We start from the raw sequence: 22,161 nt of genomic DNA on the forward strand, positions 1-22,161 counted from the left end.
CCGGCAGAAAAGAAAAGATCATGTACCGCTACGATGAGTTCGACCACGAGTTTGTGAAGGCCCGCGTCGCCGAGTTCAGCGACCAGGTGAACCGCCGTCTTGCCGGCGAGATTACCGAGGACCAGTTCCGGCCGCTGCGCCTGATGAACGGCGTCTACCTGCAGCTCCACGCTTACATGCTGCGCATCGCCATACCCTATGGCACGCTGAACCCGCGCCAGCTCAGGATGCTCGCCCATATCGCGCGCAAGTACGACAAGGGCTATGGCCATTTCACCACGCGCCAGAATCTGCAGTTCCACTGGCCGGCGCTCTCCGATATCCCAGCGATCCTGGCGGAACTGGCGAGCGTCGAGATGCATGCGATCCAGACCAGCGGCAACTGCATCCGCAACGTGACGGCCGACCATTTCGCCGGCGCTGCCGCGGACGAAATTGCCGACCCGCGCCCCTATGCCGAGATTCTCAGGCAGTGGTCGTCGATCCACCCCGAGTTTTCTTATCTGCCGCGCAAGTTCAAGATCGCAGTCACCGGCGCGGAGCGCGACCGCGCCGCGATCCAGACCCATGACATCGGCCTGCATCTGAAGAAGAACGAGCGAGGCGAGCTGGGCTTTGCCGTCTATGTCGGCGGCGGGCAGGGCCGCACGCCGATGGTTGCCAGGAAGATCAGGGACTTCCTGCCGCAGGAGGACCTGCTCTCCTATGTGACGGCGATCATGCGCGTCTACAATCTCTACGGGCGCCGCGACAACAAGTACAAGGCGCGCATCAAGATCCTCGTGCACGAGACCGGCACGGAGGAGTTCAGCCGCCAGGTCGAAGCCGAATGGGCGGAACTTAGGGATACCGAGCTGAGGCTGCCCGAGGCAGACATCGAGGCGATCGAAGCCTATTTCGCCCCGCCGGCGCTTGCCGCCCGTCCTGAAGGCGACGAGGCTGTGCGTCTTGCCCGCCTCGATTCCAAGAGCTTCGGCGATTGGGTGGATCAGAACGTCTTCACCCATCGCCATCCCGATTATGCTGCCGTCACCATCTCGCTCAAGGGTATCGGCGAGACGCCCGGCGACTGCTCGGACAGTCAGATGGAGGCGATCGCCGATATCGCGGAGAAATATGCCTTCAGCGAGATCCGCGTCAGCCACGAGCAGAACCTGATCCTGCCGCATGTCGCGCGTGCGGACCTGAAGTCCGTCTATGACGCGCTCGTCGAGATCGGGCTCGCCACGCCGAACTCGAATCTCATCACCGACATCATTGCCTGTCCCGGGCTCGACTATTGCGCGCTCGCCAATGCCCGCTCGATCCCGGTGGCACAGGACATCTCGAAGCGCTTTGCGTCTCTCGAACGCCAGCGCGACATCGGCGAATTGAAGATCAAGATCTCCGGCTGCATCAACGCCTGCGGCCATCACCATGTCGGCCACATCGGCATACTCGGAGTCGAGAAGAAGGGTGCCGAGCTCTACCAGGTGACGCTCGGCGGCTCGGGCGACGAGCACACTTCGATCGGCGACATCATCGGCCGCGGCTTCGGCCCGGATGAGATCACCGACGCCGTCGAGAAGATCGTCGACACGTATTTGGACTTGAGGCTCGACCGCGACGAGAAGTTCCTCGACGCCTATCGCCGCGTCGGCCCGGCCCCGTTCAAGGAAGCCCTCTATGGTGCCGAATCCAAGGCTGCTTGAGGAGGGCGCGGAACACGCCGCGAGGGCCGAAGACCTCGAGGCGCGTTACGGGCTGCTCGATCCGCAGGCCGTGATCGCGCGCGCCGTCGAGGAGGACTTCCCCGGCGGCATCGCCGCGGTTTCGTCCTTCGGTGCGGACTCGGCGGTGCTTCTCCACATGATCGCCGAAGTCGACCGATCGCTGCCGATCCTGTTCCTCGATACCGGCAAGCATTTTGGCGAAACGCTGGAATATCGTGACGCGCTGGCTGCCGATCTCGGGTTGACCGACATACGCGTCATTCACCCGCTCCAGGAAAATCTCGACCGCCTCGACCCCGCCGGCAACCTCCATAAGACCGATACGAATGCCTGTTGCGGCATTCGCAAGGTCGAGCCGATGGCGCGCTCGGTCGAGCCGTTCGGTGCCTGGCTCACGGGGCGCAAGCGCTTCCAGGCTGCCACGCGGGCCGCCCTTCCGGTGTTCGAGGCTATTGGCCCGCGCATCCGCATCAATCCGCTGGCGCGCTGGACGACCTCCGACCTTGCCGGCTACATGCGCAAGCATGACCTGCGCGAGAACCCGCTCGTCGCCTATGGCTATCTGTCGATCGGCTGCTTTCCGTGCACGCAGCCGGTGAAGCCCGGCGAGGATGCGCGCAGCGGACGTTGGGCTGGACAGGCCAAGACCGAATGCGGCATTCATCTGCCGGAGCTGGAGCGCTCGCTGTCAGCCGCATCGCACTAATGCAGGATGAAATGTACCAGACTCATTTATCCTGCTTAGCTTCTTGTTTTCAGCATGATCTTATCAGAAAAGTCTGCAACTTTTCGGGATCATGCTCCAGGATATAAGATTACCCATGACCGAACCTGTCGCGCTCGCAGCGCCGCGCCTGTGGACGCCCGAAGGCTTCCGAGAGGACGAATGGACCCATGCCGAAAGCGCCGACGCGCTTGCCGGCAACGGCCGCTTCATCCTGCCGCTTTCGGCCGTGCTGGGGCTGGAGCCCGAGCTGCGCAAATCCGCGAGCGAGCGGCTTGGCGTGCTCCTGCAACCGGGTGACAAGCTCGACGCGATCCTTCCGCTGCTTCCCGATCTGTCGCTGGTCGCGCTTGCCTTCCCGGCCTTCAATGACGGCCGCAGCTTCTCCAAAGCGGAACTCCTGCGCAGCCGCCATCATTTCGAGGGCACGATCCGTGCTACGGGCCAGGTGCTCATCGACCAGCTGCCGCATATGCTCAGGCTCGGCTTCAATGAGTTCGAGGTGTCGCACCCCGTCCTGATCAGGCGCCTCGAACAGGGCAAGGTCGGCGGCATTCCGCTTTACTACCAGCCCACGGCCGCCAAGCCGTCCAACAAGGGCGAGAAATATTCCTGGCGGCGTACGCGGGGCGTTTAGAAATAGGAGCGAGAATCCCCTCAAGCTGGGCGAGATCGATTGCGCCGGGCGCTCTTGCGCTCGGCCCGATCGATGTCCTCGAGCAGGGAATCGAAGCTCGGCGGGAGTTTCGGATCGATCCGAAACACCGGCAACTGGCGCAGATGACGGCGATTTGAATCGGTGCCGATCAGGCGTCGGAAGCCGCTTTCCATCGCCTCGTTTCCTTCTTTGTGACGCTTTGGCATAGGGTGTTGCATTTCAGCAGGCAAACTCACCACCCGTCTGGATGGTTCCTGCTTTGTAGCGATGCAGCAAGCGCGAGCTGAGAACACGGTAAAATTTGAATTAATTTGGAATTTCCTGTCCGCGCTCCTCGTGCCATATAACCGCGGCCTCCCGGTTGCGTGCAGCTTGCGCGCGAGCCGGTTCGATTTTCGATGCGCGCACAGGCTGCGCGGAACCTCACAACAACGGCGCCGCTCCCGGCGCCTCCACGGGTGGAAAGCCGAATGAGCAACAGAACGAACCTGCCTTCCGATGGTGTTTTCCTGGGGCGCGCGCGCTCGCCGTCGAAGCCCTATCCGCTGGTCGTAGCCGTGCGCGGCGGGGAGGTGGTGGACATCACCTCGAAGGCAGCGCCGACCGTGCGCGACATCTGCGAGCTGGACGACCCTGCAGGCTTCGTTGCCGCGGCCAAGGGGGCGGCGATCGGCACGCTCGACGAAATCGCGGCCAACAGCCTTCAGGCAAGCCGCAGCGAGGCAAAGCCGTTCCTGCTCTCGCCGGTCGACCTGCAGGCCGTGAAGGCGTCCGGCGTCACCTTCGTGGTGAGCCTGCTCGAGCGCGTCATCGAGGAGCAGGCGCGCGGCGCGCCGGAAAAGGCGGAGGCGATCCGCGTCGACATCGCCTCCCTGATCGGCCACGACCTCTCCAAGCTGAAACCCGGTTCGCCGGAGGCTCTCGAGATCAAGACGAAGCTGATCGCGCGCGGGGTATGGTCGCAATATCTGGAGGTGGGCATCGGGCCGGACGCCGAGATCTTCACCAAGTGCCAGCCCCTGGCTTCGGTCGGCTTCGGCGCCGATGTCGGGTTGCATCCGGTCTCCAACTGGAACAATCCGGAACCGGAACTCGCCGTCATCGCTTCCAGCAAGGGCAGGATCGTCGGCGCCGCACTCGGCAACGACGTGAACCTGCGCGATGTGGAAGGCCGCTCGGCGCTGCTTCTCGGCAAGGCGAAGGACAATAACGCCTCCGCCTCCCTCGGGCCGTTCATCCGGCTCTTCGACGGCACCTTCTCGCTCGCCGACGTGAAGAGCGCCAAGGTCTCGCTCAAGGTCGAGGGCGAAGACGGCTTCTCGCTGGAAGGATCGAGCTCGATGGCCGAGATCAGCCGTTCGCCCGAAGAGCTCGTTGCCGCCATGATGGGAACCCATCATCAGTATCCCGATGGCGCGGCGCTCTATCTCGGCACGATGTTCGTGCCGTCCAAGGACCGCGGCGAGAAGGGCAAGGGCTTCACTCACAAGGTCGGCGACATAGTTACCATCTCGACCGAGAAGCTTGGGGCCCTGGTCAACCGGGTGCGGCTCTCGCCCGACTGCCCGCACTGGACTTACGGCGCAAGCCACCTCATGAGAGACCTTGCCGGCGCCAACCTCATCTGACTTTGAACTCATTTGACGTGAAGTGGATAGATCGATGACCGAACTGCACCGCAACCTGATCGGCGGCGAGTGGGTAGACGGCGAGGCCGTTCCCAACATCAACCCGTCGGACACAAACGACGTGGTCGGGAACTATGCGCGAGCGACGAAGGCCGACACGGAAGCCGCGATCGCGGCAGCCAAGGCCGCCTTCCCAGCCTGGTCGCGGTCGGGGCCGCTGGAGCGGCACGCGGTGCTGCGCAAGGCCGCCGACGAGATCACCGCGCGCAAGGAGGAACTCGGCCGGCTGCTCTCGCGTGAGGAAGGCAAGACGCTCGCCGAAGGCATAGGCGAGACGGTCCGCGCCGCGCAGATTTTCGACTTCTTTGCGGGCGAAGCATTGCGGCTCACCGGCGAGACCGTGCCGTCCGTCAGGCCCGGCATCGGCGTCGAGATGACGCGCGAGGCGATGGGCGTCGTCGGCATCATCACGCCGTGGAACTTCCCGATCGCCATCCCCGCCTGGAAGCTCGCGCCGGCGCTCTGCTACGGCAACACCGTTGTCTTCAAGCCGGCCGACCTGGTGCCCGGCTGCTCCTGGGCGATCGTCGACATACTGCACCGCGCCGGCTTGCCCAAAGGCGTTCTGAACCTCGTCATGGGCAAGGGCTCCGTCGTCGGCCAGACGATCCTCGACAGTCCCGATGTCAACGCCATCACCTTCACCGGATCGGTCGCCACCGGCAAGCGCGTCGCGGCCGCAAGCGTCGAACACATGCGCAAGTTCCAGCTCGAGATGGGCGGCAAGAACCCGATGGTCGTGCTCGACGATGCCGACCTCGGCATCGCGGTCGATTGCGCGGTGAACGGCGCCTTCTTCTCCACCGGCCAGCGCTGCACGGCCTCCTCACGGCTGATCGTCACCCAAGGCATTCACGACAAGTTCGTCTCCGCCGTCACCGACAAGCTGAAGAGCCTCGTCGTCGACAATGCGCTGAAGGCCGGCACCCATATCGGCCCTGTCGTCGACCAGAGCCAGCTCGACCAGGACGAGAAGTATCTGGCGATCGGCCGCGACGAAGGCGCCAAGCTGGTCTTCGGCGGCGAGCGGCTGAACCGCGAAACGCCGGGCTTCTACCTGCAGCCGGCGCTGTTCACGGAGACGACCAACGACATGCGCATCTCCCGCGAGGAGATCTTCGGGCCGGTCGCCAACGTGATCCGCGTGAAGGACTATGAAGAGGCACTCCACATCGCCAACGACACGCCTTTCGGTCTCTCTTCCGGCATCTGCACGACGAGCCTGAAATATGCCACGCACTTCAAGCGCAACGCCGAAGCGGGCATGGTCATGGTCAACTTGCCGACGGCCGGCGTCGACTTCCACGTGCCGTTCGGCGGCCGCAAGGGCTCGAGCTACGGCCCGCGCGAGCAGGGCCGCTACGCCGCCGAGTTCTACACGCAGGTGAAGACAGCTTATACGCTGCCGTAGAGCCTTCTGTTTTTAAGTTGGCGCTGCCCCTCACCCTTACCCTCTCCCCGTGAAAAAACGGGGAGAGGGGATTCTGAGACGTTGCCGACCCCCTCTCCCCGTCCTTACTGGGAAGGGTAAGGGTGAGGGGCAGCGCTGGCGCTAGGCGAGTAGCTCTAATCCCACACCCAGTTTCCCCTGGTGGGAACCAACCCACCACCAACCCCGTCTCAATCTCGCCGATTCTATCGGCGAGTAGAGGCGATGAACATTCGCAACCGCAGGTTAGCCAAACCCATCTGCCTGCTTCTCGCGGGGGCGCTTCTTGCCGCCACTGCGCCCGTCCTGCCACGCGGCTGGGAGGCGGCGTCGCTCGCGGCCGGGCCTCGCGACGCTTCCGCTGTCGCATCCTATCGCCTCGACCGGCTCGCGCCGGATGATTACCGCGCCGCGGTCGAGAAGGCGCTTGCCGGCAACGATGCCGATCTCGCCGACAGCCTGCGCGCGCTCGCCAGCCAGCGTTCAGTGACGCTTCCCGCCGCGCTCACCGATAAGGTCGATGCCGCCGTCGCTGCCGAGCGGGCGCGCATGCCTGGAGAGGCCTGGGAAGGTTTCCTTCACGGCAAGGCGGAGAGCGAACCGGCACTGGCGGGCGCGCTCGCGGCCGACCTCACCGGCTTCGGCGACATGCGCGACCTCTACAACGAAGCCGGCAAATACATGGCCGGAGATGCGATCGACACCACCACCGTGGCGCTTGCCGCTGTCGGCCTGACGCTGACCGCCGCCACCGTCATCTCGCTCGGCGCGACGGTGCCCGAAAAGGCCGGCGTGAGCGCGGTCAAAATCGTCAGTCGCATGGGCCGGCTGTCGCGGCCGTTGCGGCGCGAGGTGGCCGCACTTGCCGGTGATGCGGTCGACGCCGGCGCGTTGCGGAGCCTCGGCCGATCCGTGGGCGCATTCGATCTGGCTGCGATCCGCACGGCCGCGCGCCGCATCCTGAGGCCAGCGCCGGCCGCAAAGCTGAGACAGCTCGGCACAGATGTCGCGACGCTTGGGCAGAATGCCGGCTACCGCGGCACCCTGGAGGTGCTGGCGAAGGCCGAGGATGCGACCGCCGTCAGCCGCATGGCGCGGCTCTCCAGGACTTTCGGCCGCGCCACCCGCGGGGTTCTCTTCATGCTGGGCGATGCGTCGCTCACGCTGGCAGGCCTTGCGCTCGCGGTGTTCTCCTGGACCACCGGCGCGATCTTCTGGATTTTCGCCGCTGTCGTCATCGGGGTGCGCGTTTCAGTGTGGGGACTGCGGCTCGGGTTTCGAACGCTCTGGTGGGTTTTGAGGAAGGCGAGGGCGGTTGCCAGGATTTCAGACGTCCCAGTGCCGGCTTGACGGCCTTTCCACATTGAGGAAGGCGGCACAAACGCGACGCTCGGCCGCCATATCCCGTTTCCAGGGAACCGCAGCACGCCCGATTCGTTTTACCTATTGCTAAACTAGCGCGGACGTGTGTGATGTCAGGGTTTCTCAACATCACGGAGCCGCGACACGCAGCGCTCCTGATGACGGTATTGAACGCTTACTGCCAGGCGCACGGCATAGCCCGCGAGTGCCCGGAGCGCGTCGAGATTGCCCGCAAGCTGGTCAACTTGTTCGAGGGTGGCGCTCGCACTCCGCAAGCGCTCCGGCAGGGCCTTGCAGTGAGCTGCGAGCCGCGCGGCGCTGCATTGGCAGCCGAACGCTCGTCAGGTCTGCGATCGAGGCGTTAGCCGCCTCGACGGGCTCAGGGATTCGGATTGGACTGGTGCTGCGAGAGAGGATTGAACTCTCGACCTCTCCCTTACCAAGGGAGTGCTCTACCACTGAGCTACCGCAGCATCTCCAGAGACGCGGCGCTAATGCCACATCGGTCCCGGCGTTGCAAGTTGGGAATAATCACCTCAAAGCGCGTCCAGGAAAAGTGGTCGCTGGTTTTCCGTCCGGACGCGCGACCAATACTCAAAGCGCGTCCAGGAAAAGTGGTCGCCGGTTTTCCGTCCGGACGCGCGACCAATACTCAAAGCGCGTCCAGGAAAAGTGGTCGCCGGTTTTCCGTCCGGACGCGCGACCAATATATGAATCGCCATTGCCTAGCCACAAAGTGATACTCATATCCAGGCGCCGAGCGGTTCGCCCGGCACGGAAGGGGACATGAGGGACAAATCGGATACCGGTCAGAAGGCAGACCGCAAGGCGCGGCTTGCCGAACAGCTCCGCGCCAATCTCCAGAAGCGCAAGGTCCAGGCGCGGGCGCGACGCGATGGTGCCGCCGACAGTCGGCCGGAAGGCATTCCGGCTGTGCGTAAAGCTCCCAAGTGATTCCTCATCCCGAGTCTGTCGAAGGGATGCTTGTCGAAGGGCAGCCTGCCACAAGGTTAGCATTTCTTGAACGCCGTTCGCCTATCGTCTAGACGGGCGCGCAAAAATCAAAGCCATTTCCAGACCGGCTTGCCCGGAGAAAAGCAAAAATATGGATCGAATCAGAATAGTTGGGGGCAATAAACTTTCCGGATCGATACCGATCTCGGGGGCGAAGAACGCGGCACTGCCGTTGATGATCGCCTCGATGCTTACCGACGAGACGCTGACGCTGGAGAACGTGCCGCATCTTGCCGATGTCGAGCAGCTGATCCGCATCCTCGGCAATCACGGCGTCGACTATTCGGTGAACGGCCGCCGCGAAAACCAGCTTGGCCCTTATGCACGCACCATCAATTTCACCGCTAAGAACATCGTCAATACGACCGCGCCCTATGAGCTGGTCTCCAAGATGCGCGCCAGCTTCTGGGTGATCGGCCCGCTGCTCGCTCGCATGGGGGAGGCTCGCGTCTCGCTGCCGGGTGGCTGCGCGATCGGCACCAGGCCGGTCGATCTGTTCATCGACGGCCTGCAGCAGCTCGGCGCCGGCATCGATGTCGAGAGCGGCTACGTGCTGGCCAGGACGAAGGACAGGCTGATCGGAAATCGCTACGTCTTTCCAAAAGTTTCCGTTGGCGCCACCCATGTGCTGATGATGGCGGCCTCGCTCGCCCGCGGCGAGACGGTGCTTGAGAACGCCGCGCGCGAGCCGGAGATCGCGGACCTTGCCACCTGCCTCAATGCCATGGGCGCAAGGATCGAGGGCGCCGGCACCAGGACGATCACGATCGACGGTGTCGACCGGCTGCACGGCGCGGTGCATTCGGTGATCCCGGATCGCATCGAGACCGGCACCTATGCCATGGCCGTCGCGATGGCTGGAGGCGACGTGGTCCTCGAAGGCGCGCGCGCGGAGTTCCTAGAGGCGGCGCTCGATGTCATCCGCCAGACGGGCGCCGAGGTTCAGCCGCTCAATTCCGGCATCCGTATCACCCGCAACGGCGCGGGCATCGCCCCTGTCGATGTCGTGACCGAGCCTTTTCCCGGCTTTCCGACCGATCTGCAGGCGCAGTTCATGGGCCTGATGACCATGGCCAAGGGCCGTTCGAAGATCACCGAGACGATCTTCGAGAACCGCTTCATGCATGTACAGGAACTGGCCCGGCTGGGTGCCCATATCAGCCTCTCCGGCCAGACGGCGATCGTGGACGGCGTCAAGAAGCTCAAGGGCGCGCCTGTCATGGCGACCGATCTGCGCGCCTCTGTGTCGCTCGTCATCGCCGGCCTTGCTGCGGAAGGCGAGACGACGGTCAACCGCGTCTACCACCTCGACCGCGGTTTCGAGCGGCTCGAGGAGAAGCTCTCCGGCTGCGGCGCGGTGATCGAGCGGATTTCGGGGTAATTGCTGCCGGCGGCAGGAATTGGCCTTGCCCTTTTCTGCTTCCACAGCGCCGCACCTCATCGCCCTCCTGAGCTTGTCGAAGGACAGCACTTCACCCGTTTCCTCGACAAGCTCGGAACGGGGAGAAGAACGCCGGCCGTGAGGAAGGCGCCTGTTCTGCAACGTTGGGCGTTGGCGAAATCAAAGCGGCAGTCGTGCCTCTCCCCGTTTACGGGGAGAGGATGGCGGCAGCCAGGTGAGGGGCAGCACTGACGTATGAAGTTGAGCACCAAGCGTATCGGCTGGGCTGATTCGCAAACCACCCCCGCCTTCCAGTTGCACCTTCCGCCGCGACCGCATAACAGAAGCCGGAACGCAACCGACAGGCGTCGCACCCAAAATGACCATGCTCAAGCTCCAGGCGCTTGACCAAGATGACCTCGCAGTCATCTCCGCCCATGTCCAGGACGCGGTGATGAAGGTCGAGGGTCTCGACTACTCCTTGCCGACGAAGCGCTTCGTCCTCACCATGAACCGCTTCGCCTGGGAGGCGGCATCCGGCAGGCTGCTCAGGAACAACGACGAGCGCCACCAGAGCGTGCTGAGCTTCGCCCGCGTGCTCTCGGCGAAGGCGCACGGCATCGATCCGAAGAAGAAGGACGTCGTGCTTTCGCTGCTTGCCATCCGCTTCACGCCCGCGGAGCCCCCTGCGGGCACAATCGAGCTGGTCTTTTCCGGCGAGGGCGCGATCCGTCTCGAGGTCGAATGCATCGAGGCGAGCCTTGTCGACACTGGCGGGGCGTGGCGCGCCTCGTCGCGCCCGACCCATCGCATTTGAGGCAGACCCATGGCGATCAGGTTGCACACCACCGATCCGGATTTCGAGGCAAGGTTTGCCGCGTTTCTGGCCACAAAGCGCGAGGTCTCCGTCGAGGTCGACGATGCCGTGCGCGCGATCGTCGCCAAGGTGCGAGCCGAAGGCGACGCCGCGCTCGCCGAATATTCGCTGAAGTTCGACCAGGCCGATCTCGCGGCGATCGGTCTTGCCGTTTCGAGGGAGGACGTCGAGGCCGCCTACAGTCAGGCCGATCCGAAGACGGTCGAGGCGCTGACCTTCGCGCGGGACCGCATCGCCTCACATCATCAGCGCCAGCGACCTGCCGACGACCGCTATGTCGATCAAGTCGGGGTCGAGCTCGGCTCGCGCTGGACAGCGATCGAGGCGGTCGGGCTCTATGTCCCGGGCGGGACGGCGAGCTATCCAAGCTCGGTGCTGATGAATGCCGTGCCGGCCAAGGTGGCGGGCGTCGAGCGCATCGTCATTACGGTCCCGGCCCCCAAGGGGGAGATCAACCCGCTGGTGCTCGTCGCGGCCGACCTCGCCGGCGTTTCGGAAATCTACCGCGTCGGCGGCGCGCAGGCCATTGCGGCGCTGGCCTATGGCACCGAGACCATCCGCCCCGTCGCCAAGATCGTCGGGCCGGGCAATGCCTATGTGGCGGCCGCCAAGCGCCAGGTGTTCGGTAGGGTTGGCATCGACATGATCGCCGGACCGTCCGAGGTGCTGATCGTCGCCGATGCCGACAACGATCCCGACTGGATCGCCGCCGACCTGCTTGCCCAGGCCGAGCACGATACGGCGGCTCAGTCCATACTGATCACCAATGATGCCGGCTTTGCCGACGCTGTCGAGAAGGCGCTGCAGCGGCAGATCAAGCTCCTTGCGCGCGCCGAGACAGCTGCCGCGAGCTGGCGCGATTTCGGCGCGACCATCATCGTCAGGAATTTCGACGAGGCGGTTCCGCTCGTCGACCGGGTCGCCGCAGAGCATCTCGAGCTCGCGCTTGCCGGCGCGGAGGACTTTCTGGGCCGCATTCGCAATGCCGGTGCCATCTTCATCGGCTCGCATACGCCGGAAGTGATCGGCGACTATGTCGGCGGCTCCAACCACGTGCTGCCGACCGCTCGTTCGGCGCGCTTCTCGTCCGGCCTTTCGGTGCTCGACTTCATGAAGCGCACCTCGATCCTGAAGCTCGGGCCGGACCAGCTGCGCGAGCTGGGGCCTGCCGCGATCGCGCTAGCCAAGGCAGAAGGTCTCGACGCGCATGGCCGCTCCGTCGCGATCAGGCTAAACCTTTAGCGCATCGGTTTTCGGTTAAATCCAATGCGGCAACAAAGAAATAGAGCGGCGCGGCGATCCAACGCGAACGCAGGCCGCTCTATCCAGGTTCCTGAAACAATGTCTGCTTAGGGCATGGCATGCTGGAAAAAGGGCGAGAGCTGTCGAAGCTGGTCGACATCGAACTCGACGAGTCGATCGGCCGCTCGACCCCCGATGTCGAGCATGAGCGCGCTGTCGCGATCTTCGATCTCCTGGAGGAGAACCGTTTCCAGCCTGTGGGAGATACCGGCGGCGGCCCTTACAAGCTGAAGCTGTCGCTCGCCGAGCACCGGCTTGTATTCGACATCGCGCGAGAGGATGGCGAGCAGGTCGCGACGCATATCCTTTCGCTCACGCCGTTCAGGCGCGTCGTGAAGGACTACTTCATGGTCTGCGAGAGCTACTACCAGGCGATCCGCACTTCGACGCCGAGCCAGATCGAGGCGATCGACATGGGCCGGCGCGGCGTCCACAACGAGGGCTCGCAGACGCTGAGAGACAGGCTCGCCGGCAAGATCGAGATCGACTTCGACACCGCGCGGCGTCTCTTCACGCTTGTCTGCGTGCTGCACTGGCGCGGATAGGTGGGGCTACGGGCGGCAGTTTACTTTTTGCCGAGGCAGACACCTTGGTGTAAAGGCGATGCCTTTCCGCGGTAAAAAGTAAACCGTACCGGGCGGCCAGCCGCATGAGGCCAACCGCTTTCGGATCATATTGCTGCTGCAGGGAAATCGAGTTCACAAGCCTCTAATAATCATATAGGTTCCGCGCCCAATTCGGGGCTCTTCCGGCCCCGAAGCGCCATTCAAACAAAGGTATCGAATGCCGAAGGAAGAAGTCCTCGAATTTCCGGGTGTCGTCACTGAATTGCTGCCCAACGCCATGTTCCGGGTAAAGCTCGAGAACGAGCACGAGATCATCGCCCATACGGCCGGCCGCATGCGCAAGAACCGCATCCGCGTGCTCACCGGCGACAAGGTTCTGGTCGAGATGACGCCCTATGACCTGACCAAGGGCCGAATCACCTATCGCTTCAAATAGCCGCCAGTGGCTGAGCGTGGCCCGTCGGCAGGTCCTTCATGAGCGTCTTTCACAAGCTTGTGCTCGCCTCGGCATCGCCGCGCCGCATTGAGCTGCTGCAGCAGGCCGGCATCGAGCCGGACCGGCTGATCCCGACCGACATCGACGAAACCCCGCTGAAGGCCGAGCATCCCCGCTCGCTCGCCAAGCGGCTGTCGCGCAGCAAGGCCGAGCGGGCGGTGGAGACGCTGCGGCTGGAGAAGGCGACCGAGGCAACCTTCATCGTCGCCGCCGATACGGTGGTGGCCGTCGGCCGCCGCATCCTGCCCAAGGCCGAGGTGAGCGACGAGGCCTGGAACTGCCTGCGCCTCCTCTCGGGCCGTTCGCATCGCGTCTATACCGGTATTTCCGTCGTGACGCCGTCCGGCAAGCTCAGGCAGAAGTTGGTCGAGACACGCGTGCGCTTCAAGCGCCTCTCCCGCGAAGATCTCGATGCCTATCTCGCTTCGGGTGAATGGCGCGGCAAGGCGGGCGGCTACGCGATCCAGGGACTGGCAGGGACCTTCGTGGTCAAGCTCACCGGCTCATACACCAATGTCGTCGGGCTGCCGCTCTACGAACTGGTCGGGCTTCTGGCGGCGGACGGCTACCGCGTGCACTTCAACTGGTCCTCCGCTACGCTTACATGAACGGGACATGATCCCGCGAAGCACAGACTTTTCGGGTAAGATCTGACGCAAAACAAAGAGTTAGAGCAGGCTGAATGACTCGCTGCCATTCATCCTGCTCTGGTCTCGTGGTTTTGAGCTTCGCCCCGGAGTCCTATATCCAACACCTGCGAATCTCGGAACCGGATACCAGGTAAGGATTGGAAAATGAGCTTTCGTCCGGCCGAAAAGGTGACCCCGCTGCGCCCGCCCAGGCCTTGCCCGGAATGCGGCAAGCCCTCGTCGCGCGAGAACTATCCGTTCTGCTCGGCCCGCTGCAAGGCGGTCGACCTCAACCGCTGGCTTTCGGGCGCCTATGTCATTCCGGCCACAGAGGAGGAGGAAGGCGAGCAGGCCCCGCCCCAGAGCAGAGCTGACGGAGACGGCTAGTGGTTTTCGCAAATCGTTTGACCTCAGCGCTGCCCCTCACGCTTACCCTCTCCCAGTAAAGGACGGGGAGAGGGTAAGGGTGAGGGGCAGCGCCCGCGCCCGCGGCTCAGGAACAGCAAAAAACGCTACTGCCAGCTCCGAAACAGAAGGCAAGCACGCTCCAAACTTTTCCTACCAAATCGGCGCTGGACAGCCGGCAAAGCCATGCTATAACCCACGCGCTTTCGGCGGGGTCCACCTCTTCGAAATTCCGGGTTTCCGCCTCGCCGGAGACTTCGACAAGCCCAGGTAGCTCAGTTGGTAGAGCAGCGGACTGAAAATCCGCGTGTCGGTGGTTCGATTCCGCCCCTGGGCACCAAAATTCTCCAATTGATAACCGGATCGAAAACTCGCGCGCCTTTGGAGCCGATCTCGATCAGCGCCGTTCACCCAGCTTGTTCTGGCTGGCCATATGTTTCTGCCAGACGTGAAAGTCGCGCTTCACCTGTTCAACGGCAAGTTCTGCACCGGTGCTCAGCCATTTGTCGCCGCGCCGCCGCAAGTCTGTGGCGACCTGGTCGGGTGAAACGCGTCCGGCTGAGTGGATCGAGGCGAGATCGTAGCCCATCCCCGCGAACCAATCCGCCGTGTCCGAGCGGACCAACGCGTCGTCGGCGTCGAGCTTCTGACTGTCTGCGGCGAGGCGACGGATCATGTACCCTGATCGCGAGATCATGAACGGATCGGGTGATCGGTAACGCGCAGTCGCGAGATCGAGAGACGTGTAGGTCGCGTTCGACGCGTTGCCGGCCCAGCACCACGCAGAAGGAACCATAGCCTTTGCTTCCCGAGCTACAAAGCCGCCGTGCCATTGACCGATCGCCAGATACCGAGGGCGTCCGAGCCCGCCTCCCCCCCGCTGCCATTTCCGATAGACGACGTGCGTCGTGCCCGAGGGCATTTGGTCGAGCAGCGACTCCACCACCTCCGATGGGGGAGTGGCTTCCTTCGCGTCCGACAACTTGGCCTTGAATTCCTTCGGCCTGGCAGAGGGGCGGCGCACCAGTTCCTTCATCCAATCGATGCCCACATCGATGAAAACGGGCCCCGGGCTGCCCAGACCATCCTTGTACCCCCGGAGAATGGCGGCGGCCTGCTGGCTCGGCGAAAGAGCCTGGATTTCCGACAAGAGGCCGCTGGTCGCCAGGCGAAGCAGATCGTAGGTGTAGGGAAGGCTTGTCGCATCGTCGAAGTCATTCACCCCCCAAACGAGCCTGCCTTCGGCATCGCGCCACGTTCCCCAATTGGCGATATGTGCATCTCCAACACTCGGGACCCGAGGCGCGTCCGCCAGATGGGAAACCATGCGAGGTATCTTGCGCGCAAAGCGATACAATGTCGCGCGGAAGAACATAAATGCGCTGTCCGCCATGCGAAGGTGCTTCTTCACAAGTCCCTTCTCCACCACGTCGCATTGGCTATGAAGCCAGTCTTCATACTTCTGGGTATCGTCGACGACCGACATTGGCGCCTCGCTTGCCCGGCTACGAATGACTCGCGGGCAGCACACCTACCGAGTGGCTACCCTCATCACCTCTTCGTCGACGGGCGCGCGGGATTTTCAGGGAGGTCTTGCAGCACACCTTCTCTCCCACGCACTCGACCCCGACGATCGCACTTCCCAGACGCCAATCCGAGCCCCTGGTCATTCACTCATGCGTGCAACGGCCAGCCAAAATCCGTGTCCCCTTTCGTGCCGCGCATGACGGCAATCCCCCAGCGACGCACTCAGCGTAACGGGCCACGATGAACTTGTTTATTAAAAGCGGTGGAAGCGGCAGCTTATTTCTGCATCGCCATTATACCTGGCTAGTCGCGTGCTGTAAACATACCGTTATTTGTGAGGTTAGATTAGATGTTTCTTAGTGTAGCGTACTTGATGCGACTTGCATGAATCTCCATCATAATAGGAGAGGCCAGTCTCACCGATCTCAAGTATCGTCGGCACGAAGTACGGTGCCTGACTTTCCATCTGGCCCGTCCGTGCCGAGCCGGTAGCGACCCGCGTCTCCAGCACTTGCCAGATGCAGTCTTTGCGACCTGATGACTCCTTCCTGTCGAAGGGTGCGGCAAGCGGGAACCAATACTCGGTCTGGCCAGCATGGGGCAGGGCGGACTGGCTAAGAATGAGAAGCCTGAGGAACTGCCGGGCTCCCCAAATTTCGCATGCTAACTATACCGCCGCCCGTGTAACACCTGATGCCCCAACGAACTGGTGGAAATCGGCAAGCTATGCTTGAATGCGGACATGCGCGGTTGCTTTCGGGGGACACTTCGATGACAAGCGAGCGCATCGAGCGGCGTTTGGCGGCCGTTCTTGCGGCCGATGTGGTGGGCTACAGTCGTCTCATGGGGGCTGACGAACTGGGCACATTCGAAAGAATTCGGGCGCATCGGAAGGAGCTCTTTGAGCCGGCGATCGCCAGGCATCGCGGGCGCATCTTCAAACTAATGGGCGATGGACTCCTTGCTGAGTTCGCGAGCGTCGTTGATGCGGTAAGTTGCGCAGTAGAGCTGCAGCGAACCATGTTACAGCGCAACCTCGGTGTTCCAGATGAGCGACGTATCGATGTGCGCATTGGAATCAATCTTGGTGACGTGATCGTCGAAGACGGGGATCGTCACGGTGACGCCATCAATTTGGCAGCGCGCCTTGAGCAATTGGCTCGCCCCAATGGCATATGCATCTCGAACAAAGTAAGGACTGAAATCAGCGGAAAGGTCGATATTTCGTTCGAGAACGGCGGGGAGCAGCGACTAAAAAACATCGCGCAGACAATCACAGTTTTCCATTGGCGGCCGGAGGGAGCGGCACCATTGGTGGCGACAGATGCCGCCGGAACAGGCATTCGTGTTGGGGGACCGGCGGGTTCCGGAGCGAAACCTTCACTAGCGCTTTCACGGCTTGGGGTATTGGACGGGGACTCGCAGGCTATCCATTTGGCGGCCGGTCTGAACGAGGCAGTCGCGTCATCGCTCGCCAACCTTACGGGCATATCGCTGGTCACTGAAGCCAATGACGCCAACTATCACGCGAGCGGCAGCGTTCAGACCTATGGTTCTCGTTTTCGAGTCACCATGAAGCTTCTCAATCACTGGTCGAAGAAACAGTTTTGGTCGGAGCATTTTGATGGAGACATAGCAACTACGTTCGATACCTTGGATGATCTGGCTTTTCATATCTGCTCGGCCCTGCGCTACGAGGTCTATGAACAAGAGACAGAGCGCACACGCCTGCGCTCCCTTGAAGAACAGACCAACGAAGAACTAATGGGCCAGGCGAGTCATATATTGCTGAACTCCAGACGGTCTGACTATGAGCGATCCGTCACGCTTATTGATCTTGTAGTCAAAAGAGACCCGAATAACTTCATGGCGCTTGCAATCCGGGCCTGGGGAGCAATGGTCGAGGTGGTGTGCGGGTATCGGGATGTATCGCCGGCTGACGCCAAGGTTGCGCTACAGCTGGCACGGAAGGCGACCGAGCTCAATGGACGCAGTGATTTTGCACATCTCGTATACGGTTTGAACGTTCTGTATCTCAAACGGGATCTCGATGCGGCGGCTCGCCAGGCAAGGCGGAGCCTGGAACTGAATCCCAACTACGCACTAGCGATCGACCTTCTCGGAATGACGACCATGTATGCGGGGGATGCAGAGGGCGGCCTGCGTGAATGCAAGCGCGCTTTGGAAGCCAGTCCTCGGTTCCCGGCAAACAATTGGTTCATGGACAATATGGCGATCGGCAATTTCCTTCGAGGAGACTATCTGTCGGCTGCCGAATGGGCTCGTCGTTCCGATGAGATCCACGGCGACATTCCAAGATGTATGTTGTTGCTGATTACCTCTTATGCCCATGCCGGGAGGGCCGCGGAGGCAGGCGGGGAGGCCGAACGCCTTATGCAGGCCTGCCCGGATTTTCGCATACGGGATCTGAGACGATGGCCATTTCTCAGAGAACAGGATTGGGCTCGATTTACCGACGGGCTGATGCAAGCGCGGTTACCCGATTGAGCAAAAGCGCTAGTGACGGTTGAGCTTAGCCGTCAGCCGAATCGGTTCACCGTCTTTCCCCCAAGCGGATTCCTCAGTCTTGAGCTTTCGCACCTCCGATGAGGCCCTGGTATCCCGGCCAAACGCCCTCACCTGCGCGCCAGCCGTACGGAGTGACCATTCCCGACCTCAACGAGTTTGGAGGGTTCCGGCGGCCGCATGACGTCGGGCGTCGAGGAGCCGTCGCTGGCGAAGACCCAGCCCTGTGGCGGTGCCGGCTGCGGCCCGTCCGTCACCTTGCGTGCCTTGCCCAGGATGGCGTCCGGATTTGGAATGGTTGCGATCAGCCGCCGCGTATAGGGATGGATCGGGTTCGAAAAGATCGCCGACCACGGCCCGCTCTCCACCACCTGCCCGAAATACATCACGGCGACGCGGTCGCTCATGTGCTCGACTACGGAAAGATCGTGGCTGATCATGATGTAGGAGAGCGCGAAACGCTCCTGCAGATCGAGAAGCAGGTTGATGATCTGCGCCCGGATCGACACGTCGAGCGCCGAAACCGGCTCGTCCAGCACGATCAGCTCCGGGTTGAGGATGAGCGCACGCGCGATGCCGATCCGCTGTCTCTGTCCGCCGGAAAATTCGTGAGGATAGCGCTTGGCCTGTTCAGGCGTCAGGCCGACGTCGCGCAGCACTGCCTCGACGCGATCGGCAGTCTCCGACCAGGATGTCGTGCCGTGGAGCCTGAGCGGGGCGGCGAGGGAGGTCCACACCGTCTGGCGAGGGTTCAACGACGCGTAAGGATCCTGGAACACCATCTGCGTGATCTTGGCGCGCTCCTTGCGCGACGGCGCGGCCGGGCCGGAGAACGGCTTTCCGTGAACGCGGATCGTACCCTCCGTCGGCTCCTGCAGTCCCATCACCGCGAGGGCGGTCGTCGATTTGCCGCAGCCGGATTCGCCGACGATGGAAAGGCATTCGCCCTTGGCGAGTTCGAGGCTGAGGCCATTCACCGCATGGAGCATCCTGCGCCGGCCGCCAAACAGTGCGGTGCCCAGGGGGAAGCGCACATGCAGGTTCTCTATTGCGAGCAGCGGTCCGGCAGTCATCATGCGGCACCGCTCGGTCGCGGAACGATGAAGCGCGTTGCGGTCAGAACCGAGCGGTCCTTGATGACGCTGTCGATGTCGACTAGCCGCCGGCGACCATGTTCGAGGCGCGAGCCCATGCGCGGCAACGCGCCCAGCAGGCCCTTTGTGTAGTCATGGAGCGGATTCGCAAACAGCGCGGCTGTTTCGTTTTCCTCCACCAGGCAGCCGTCATACATGACGCCGACGCGCTGGCACATCTCGGCGATTACGCCGAGGTCGTGGCTGATGAACAGCACCGCCGTGCCGAGTGAGGCGCAAAGCTCTTTGATCAGCTTGAGAACTTCGGCCTGGACGGTCACGTCGAGAGCGGTCGTCGGCTCGTCGGCAATCAGCAGGTCGGGTTTGCAGGCCAGCGCCATGGCAATCATAACACGCTGACGCAAACCGCCGGACATCTGGTGCGGATAGTCCCTGGCGCGCCGCTCGGGGTTGGGGACACGCACGCTCGCCAGCGCGTCCACGGCAGCTCTTTCGGCTTCTTGCCAGCCCTTGCCCTGATGGAGCACGTACATTTCCGCGATCTGCCGCCCGACCGTCGCCAGCGGATTGAGCGCAGTCATCGGTTCCTGGAACACCATGGCGATACGACGTCCGCGCATGGACCGCATCTCGCGGCGGCTGAGCGCCAGGAGATCCTGTCCGCGAAAATTGATCTGCCCGCCCAGAATACCGAGCGGCTTCTTCAGCAAGCCGATGATCGCCAGCGAAGTGATCGATTTTCCCGAACCGGATTCCCCGACCAGGCCGTAGGTCTCGCCCGGCATGATGTCGAACGACACATCCTTGATGAGGGCGTGACCGAGCCCGGACCGCGTCAACCCGAGCTGCAGGTTGCGGACCTCGAGCAGCGGGGTCATGACTTGCGTGCTCTCATGTGCGGATCGAGGATGTCACGCAACCCGTCGCCGAGAAGATTGAAGCCGAGCACCGCAAGGAAGATGGCCAGTCCCGGAAAAATGGCCGTCCAGGGTGCAAGCTGTATGAGCTGACGCGCATCGGTCAGCATCGACCCCCAGCTCGGGAAGGGCGGTTGGATTCCAAGGCCGAGAAAGGAAAGCGCTGCCTCGGACAAGACCGCCGAACCCATGCCGAGCGTCGCCATCACCAGGACCGGTCCCATGATGTTGGGCAGGATCTGCGTGAACATGATGCGCGTATCGCCGTAACCCAGCGTCTGTGCCGCCTGCACGTAGCCGAGCGACTTGAGCGAGAGCGTCGAACTGCGCGCGATGCGGCAGGTCCAGCTCCAGTTGGTCAGGCCGAGCGCAATCAGCAGCGATATCAGCCCGGGGCCTAGTACGGCCATCACCGCGAGGGCGAAGATCAGCGAGGGAATGGCAAGCATGACGTTGGTCAGGCCGTTGACCAGATCGTCCCACCAGCCGCCCCAATAGGCGCCCGACATGCCGAGCGTGACTCCGATAGCGGTGTTGATGAGCTGCGAAACGATGCCGACGGTCAGCGAAATCTGAGCACCATAGAGGATGCGCGAATAGACGTCGCGTCCCTGCGCGTCGGTGCCGAACCAATAGGTCCAATCCGGCGGCAGTTCCGCATTCATCAGATCTGCGTCCAGCACCGGGTCGAAATGCGCGAGCCACGGCGCCAGCAGGCCGCCCAGGATCACGAGGCCCGTGAGCGTCGCGCCGAGCATGAAGCTGAAACCGAACCTCACCGCCCGTCACCCTTGCTTGATGCGCGGATCGATGAAGGCATAGACCACATCGACGGCGGTGTTGATGACCAGGAACCAGAGCACGATCACCAGGATGGTTCCCTGGACGACGGGAATGTCGCGCATGGATACGCTGTCGACCAGAAGCGAACCGATGCCCGGCCATGCGAACAGCTTTTCGATCACGACGGCCTGGCCGATCAGGGATCCGAACAGCAGGCCGACAGTCGTGATGATAAGGACCAGCGCGTTGCGGGCGACGTGCCGACGTATCACCTGCGCCTCGCTCAGGCCCTTGGAATGGGCGGTCCGCACGAAGTCAGCGTTGAGAACGTCCAGCACACCGGCTCGCGTGGTGCGGGCCAGCAGCGCCAGGGGTGTGACCCCCAGCGTGACCGCGGGAAGGATCAGGTGTCTCAGCGAACCATCGCCGTAGCCGAAGCTCGGCAGCAGGTTCAGCTTCAGCGCAAAGACATACATGAGCAGCAGGCCAAGCCAGAACTGAGGCAGCGACAGGCCGGAGACGGCGCCGACCATGGTCAGCGAGTCGAGAACGGAGCCGGGGCGCAAAGCCGCGAGGAACCCCAGCGGCACTGCGATCACGATCGCAAATACCATGGCGGCGATCGCCAGTTGCAGCGAGGCCCACATGCGGTCGTTGATCAGTTCCAGCACAGGCCGTCGTGTCCTGAAGCTCGTGCCGAGATCCAACCTGGCAAGATCGCTGATATAGGCGGCGAACCGCTCATGGACCGGCTTATCCAGTCCGAACTGTTCGTTGAGGCGGGCCATCAATTGCGGATCCGCCGCCCTCTTGCCATCCGAGAAGAGGCTCGAGGCGAAGGTTCCGGGCACGACGCTGAAGATCACGAAGATCAACAGCGCGACCACTGCGATCGTGGGAATGATCTGCAAAATCCGGCGGACGACAAATCGGAGCATCGATCCCTGGCTCTTTGTCTACGCATCGGATTCGTCCGCAAACCGCTACGCACTTTTCGCTGACGCGGTCCTTCGGTTCGGTCCGATTCGCTGGTCGATCCCGGGCGTGCGGCGCCGCCCGGGATCAGCTCGA

At 62.7% G+C, this 22,161-nt stretch carries 22 protein-coding genes and 2 tRNA genes; 17 read left to right on the top strand and 7 right to left on the bottom strand.

Going from position 1 to position 22,161, the window contains the following annotated elements; translation table 11 throughout:
- The first annotated feature begins 20 nt into the window (after nucleotides 1-20).
- The 3 genes from SAZ10_RS28635 (at nucleotide 21) to SAZ10_RS28645 (ending at nucleotide 3,073) form a co-directional block, all read left to right on the top strand.
- Nucleotides 21-1,691, top strand: coding sequence for a nitrite/sulfite reductase (locus SAZ10_RS28635; RefSeq protein ID WP_318612858.1), 1,671 nt, complete (start codon nucleotides 21-23; stop codon nucleotides 1,689-1,691).
- Nucleotides 1,666-2,418: a phosphoadenylyl-sulfate reductase gene (locus tag SAZ10_RS28640; protein WP_318612859.1), complete on the top strand. Its 753-nt coding sequence runs from the start codon at nucleotides 1,666-1,668 to the stop codon at nucleotides 2,416-2,418. The genes SAZ10_RS28635 and SAZ10_RS28640 overlap by 26 nt, the downstream gene beginning before the upstream one ends.
- A gap of 115 nt (nucleotides 2,419-2,533) precedes the next feature.
- The gene (locus SAZ10_RS28645; RefSeq protein WP_318612860.1) at nucleotides 2,534-3,073 is read left to right on the top strand and encodes a DUF934 domain-containing protein; all 540 of its coding nucleotides are present in this window, start codon (nucleotides 2,534-2,536) and stop codon (nucleotides 3,071-3,073) included.
- A gap of 20 nt (nucleotides 3,074-3,093) precedes the next feature.
- On the opposite strand, the gene SAZ10_RS28650 is transcribed toward SAZ10_RS28645, so the two are convergent.
- A complete protein-coding gene (locus SAZ10_RS28650) occupies nucleotides 3,094-3,267 on the bottom strand; it encodes a hypothetical protein (protein ID WP_318612861.1) in 174 nt (57 codons plus the stop codon).
- Between the two features lie 297 nt (nucleotides 3,268-3,564).
- Between SAZ10_RS28650 and SAZ10_RS28655 the strand changes: the two genes are divergently transcribed.
- The 4 genes from SAZ10_RS28655 to SAZ10_RS28670 all read left to right on the top strand — a co-directional run bounded on the left by SAZ10_RS28655 (nucleotide 3,565) and on the right by SAZ10_RS28670 (nucleotide 7,938).
- Complete coding sequence (locus SAZ10_RS28655; RefSeq protein ID WP_318612862.1) at nucleotides 3,565-4,722, top strand: fumarylacetoacetate hydrolase family protein; 1,158 nt, start codon at nucleotides 3,565-3,567, stop codon at nucleotides 4,720-4,722.
- A 34-nt stretch (nucleotides 4,723-4,756) separates the two neighbouring features.
- On the top strand, nucleotides 4,757-6,193 hold the full coding sequence (locus SAZ10_RS28660) for an aldehyde dehydrogenase family protein (RefSeq protein WP_318612863.1): 1,437 nt from the start codon (nucleotides 4,757-4,759) through the stop codon (nucleotides 6,191-6,193).
- Nucleotides 6,194-6,436: 243 nt separating this feature from the next.
- Nucleotides 6,437-7,561, top strand: coding sequence for a hypothetical protein (locus SAZ10_RS28665; protein WP_318612864.1), 1,125 nt, complete (start codon nucleotides 6,437-6,439; stop codon nucleotides 7,559-7,561).
- A 122-nt stretch (nucleotides 7,562-7,683) separates the two neighbouring features.
- Entirely contained in the window at nucleotides 7,684-7,938 is a 255-nt protein-coding gene (locus SAZ10_RS28670; protein ID WP_318612865.1) for a hypothetical protein, read from the top strand.
- Between the two features lie 33 nt (nucleotides 7,939-7,971).
- Here SAZ10_RS28670 and SAZ10_RS28675 read toward each other — a convergent pair.
- Nucleotides 7,972-8,046 (bottom strand) — tRNA-Thr (locus tag SAZ10_RS28675).
- A gap of 313 nt (nucleotides 8,047-8,359) precedes the next feature.
- On the opposite strand from SAZ10_RS28675, the gene SAZ10_RS28680 reads away from it, so the two are divergent.
- From SAZ10_RS28680 to SAZ10_RS28720, 9 genes are all read left to right on the top strand, one after another.
- A complete protein-coding gene (locus SAZ10_RS28680; RefSeq protein WP_318612866.1) occupies nucleotides 8,360-8,527 on the top strand; it encodes a hypothetical protein in 168 nt (55 codons plus the stop codon).
- A gap of 151 nt (nucleotides 8,528-8,678) precedes the next feature.
- Nucleotides 8,679-9,968, top strand: a complete 1,290-nt coding sequence (gene murA / locus SAZ10_RS28685; RefSeq protein WP_318612867.1) for a UDP-N-acetylglucosamine 1-carboxyvinyltransferase — start codon at nucleotides 8,679-8,681, stop codon at nucleotides 9,966-9,968.
- Between the two features lie 379 nt (nucleotides 9,969-10,347).
- A complete protein-coding gene (locus tag SAZ10_RS28690; RefSeq protein ID WP_318612868.1) occupies nucleotides 10,348-10,785 on the top strand; it encodes a DUF2948 family protein in 438 nt (145 codons plus the stop codon).
- Nucleotides 10,786-10,794: 9 nt separating this feature from the next.
- Nucleotides 10,795-12,087: a histidinol dehydrogenase gene (gene hisD, locus SAZ10_RS28695; protein ID WP_318612869.1), complete on the top strand. Its 1,293-nt coding sequence runs from the start codon at nucleotides 10,795-10,797 to the stop codon at nucleotides 12,085-12,087.
- Between the two features lie 119 nt (nucleotides 12,088-12,206).
- A complete protein-coding gene (locus tag SAZ10_RS28700) occupies nucleotides 12,207-12,692 on the top strand; it encodes a UPF0262 family protein (RefSeq protein ID WP_318612870.1) in 486 nt (161 codons plus the stop codon).
- Between the two features lie 238 nt (nucleotides 12,693-12,930).
- Nucleotides 12,931-13,149 (top strand): translation initiation factor IF-1, encoded by a 219-nt coding sequence (gene infA / locus SAZ10_RS28705; RefSeq protein ID WP_006200926.1) that lies wholly within the window; start codon nucleotides 12,931-12,933, stop codon nucleotides 13,147-13,149.
- A gap of 38 nt (nucleotides 13,150-13,187) precedes the next feature.
- Nucleotides 13,188-13,817 carry a Maf-like protein gene (locus tag SAZ10_RS28710; protein ID WP_318612877.1) on the top strand — a complete coding sequence of 210 codons (630 nt, stop codon included), beginning with the start codon at nucleotides 13,188-13,190 and terminating at the stop codon, nucleotides 13,815-13,817.
- A 186-nt stretch (nucleotides 13,818-14,003) separates the two neighbouring features.
- Nucleotides 14,004-14,225: a DNA gyrase inhibitor YacG gene (yacG, locus tag SAZ10_RS28715; RefSeq protein WP_318612878.1), complete on the top strand. Its 222-nt coding sequence runs from the start codon at nucleotides 14,004-14,006 to the stop codon at nucleotides 14,223-14,225.
- 282 nt (nucleotides 14,226-14,507) lie between these two features.
- A tRNA-Phe gene (locus SAZ10_RS28720) sits at nucleotides 14,508-14,583 on the top strand.
- A 57-nt stretch (nucleotides 14,584-14,640) separates the two neighbouring features.
- On the opposite strand, the gene SAZ10_RS28725 is transcribed toward SAZ10_RS28720, so the two are convergent.
- Nucleotides 14,641-15,729 (bottom strand): DUF2252 family protein, encoded by a 1,089-nt coding sequence (locus SAZ10_RS28725; RefSeq protein WP_318612879.1) that lies wholly within the window; start codon nucleotides 15,727-15,729, stop codon nucleotides 14,641-14,643.
- Between the two features lie 812 nt (nucleotides 15,730-16,541).
- Between SAZ10_RS28725 and SAZ10_RS28730 the strand changes: the two genes are divergently transcribed.
- Nucleotides 16,542-18,278, top strand: coding sequence for an adenylate/guanylate cyclase domain-containing protein (locus tag SAZ10_RS28730; RefSeq protein WP_318612880.1), 1,737 nt, complete (start codon nucleotides 16,542-16,544; stop codon nucleotides 18,276-18,278).
- A 128-nt stretch (nucleotides 18,279-18,406) separates the two neighbouring features.
- Here the strand turns inward: SAZ10_RS28730 and SAZ10_RS28735 are convergent, their stop codons facing one another.
- From SAZ10_RS28735 to SAZ10_RS28750, 4 genes are read right to left on the bottom strand one after another with little or no spacing between them, the layout of a single operon-like run.
- On the bottom strand, nucleotides 18,407-19,369 hold the full coding sequence (locus SAZ10_RS28735; protein ID WP_318612920.1) for an ATP-binding cassette domain-containing protein: 963 nt from the start codon (nucleotides 19,367-19,369) through the stop codon (nucleotides 18,407-18,409).
- On the bottom strand, nucleotides 19,369-20,268 hold the full coding sequence (locus tag SAZ10_RS28740) for an ABC transporter ATP-binding protein (protein WP_318612881.1): 900 nt from the start codon (nucleotides 20,266-20,268) through the stop codon (nucleotides 19,369-19,371). Before SAZ10_RS28740 ends, SAZ10_RS28735 begins: the two co-directional genes overlap by 1 nt.
- Nucleotides 20,265-21,086, bottom strand: a complete 822-nt coding sequence (locus tag SAZ10_RS28745) for an ABC transporter permease (RefSeq protein WP_318612882.1) — start codon at nucleotides 21,084-21,086, stop codon at nucleotides 20,265-20,267. The genes SAZ10_RS28740 and SAZ10_RS28745 overlap by 4 nt, the downstream gene beginning before the upstream one ends.
- A 6-nt stretch (nucleotides 21,087-21,092) precedes the next feature.
- On the bottom strand, nucleotides 21,093-22,028 hold the full coding sequence (locus tag SAZ10_RS28750; protein ID WP_318612883.1) for an ABC transporter permease: 936 nt from the start codon (nucleotides 22,026-22,028) through the stop codon (nucleotides 21,093-21,095).
- Nucleotides 22,029-22,161 lie beyond the last annotated feature (133 nt).

Origin of the sequence: Mesorhizobium sp. BAC0120, from assembly GCF_033542235.1 — a bacterium.
GTDB lineage: Bacteria > Pseudomonadota > Alphaproteobacteria > Rhizobiales > Rhizobiaceae > JAWRCU01.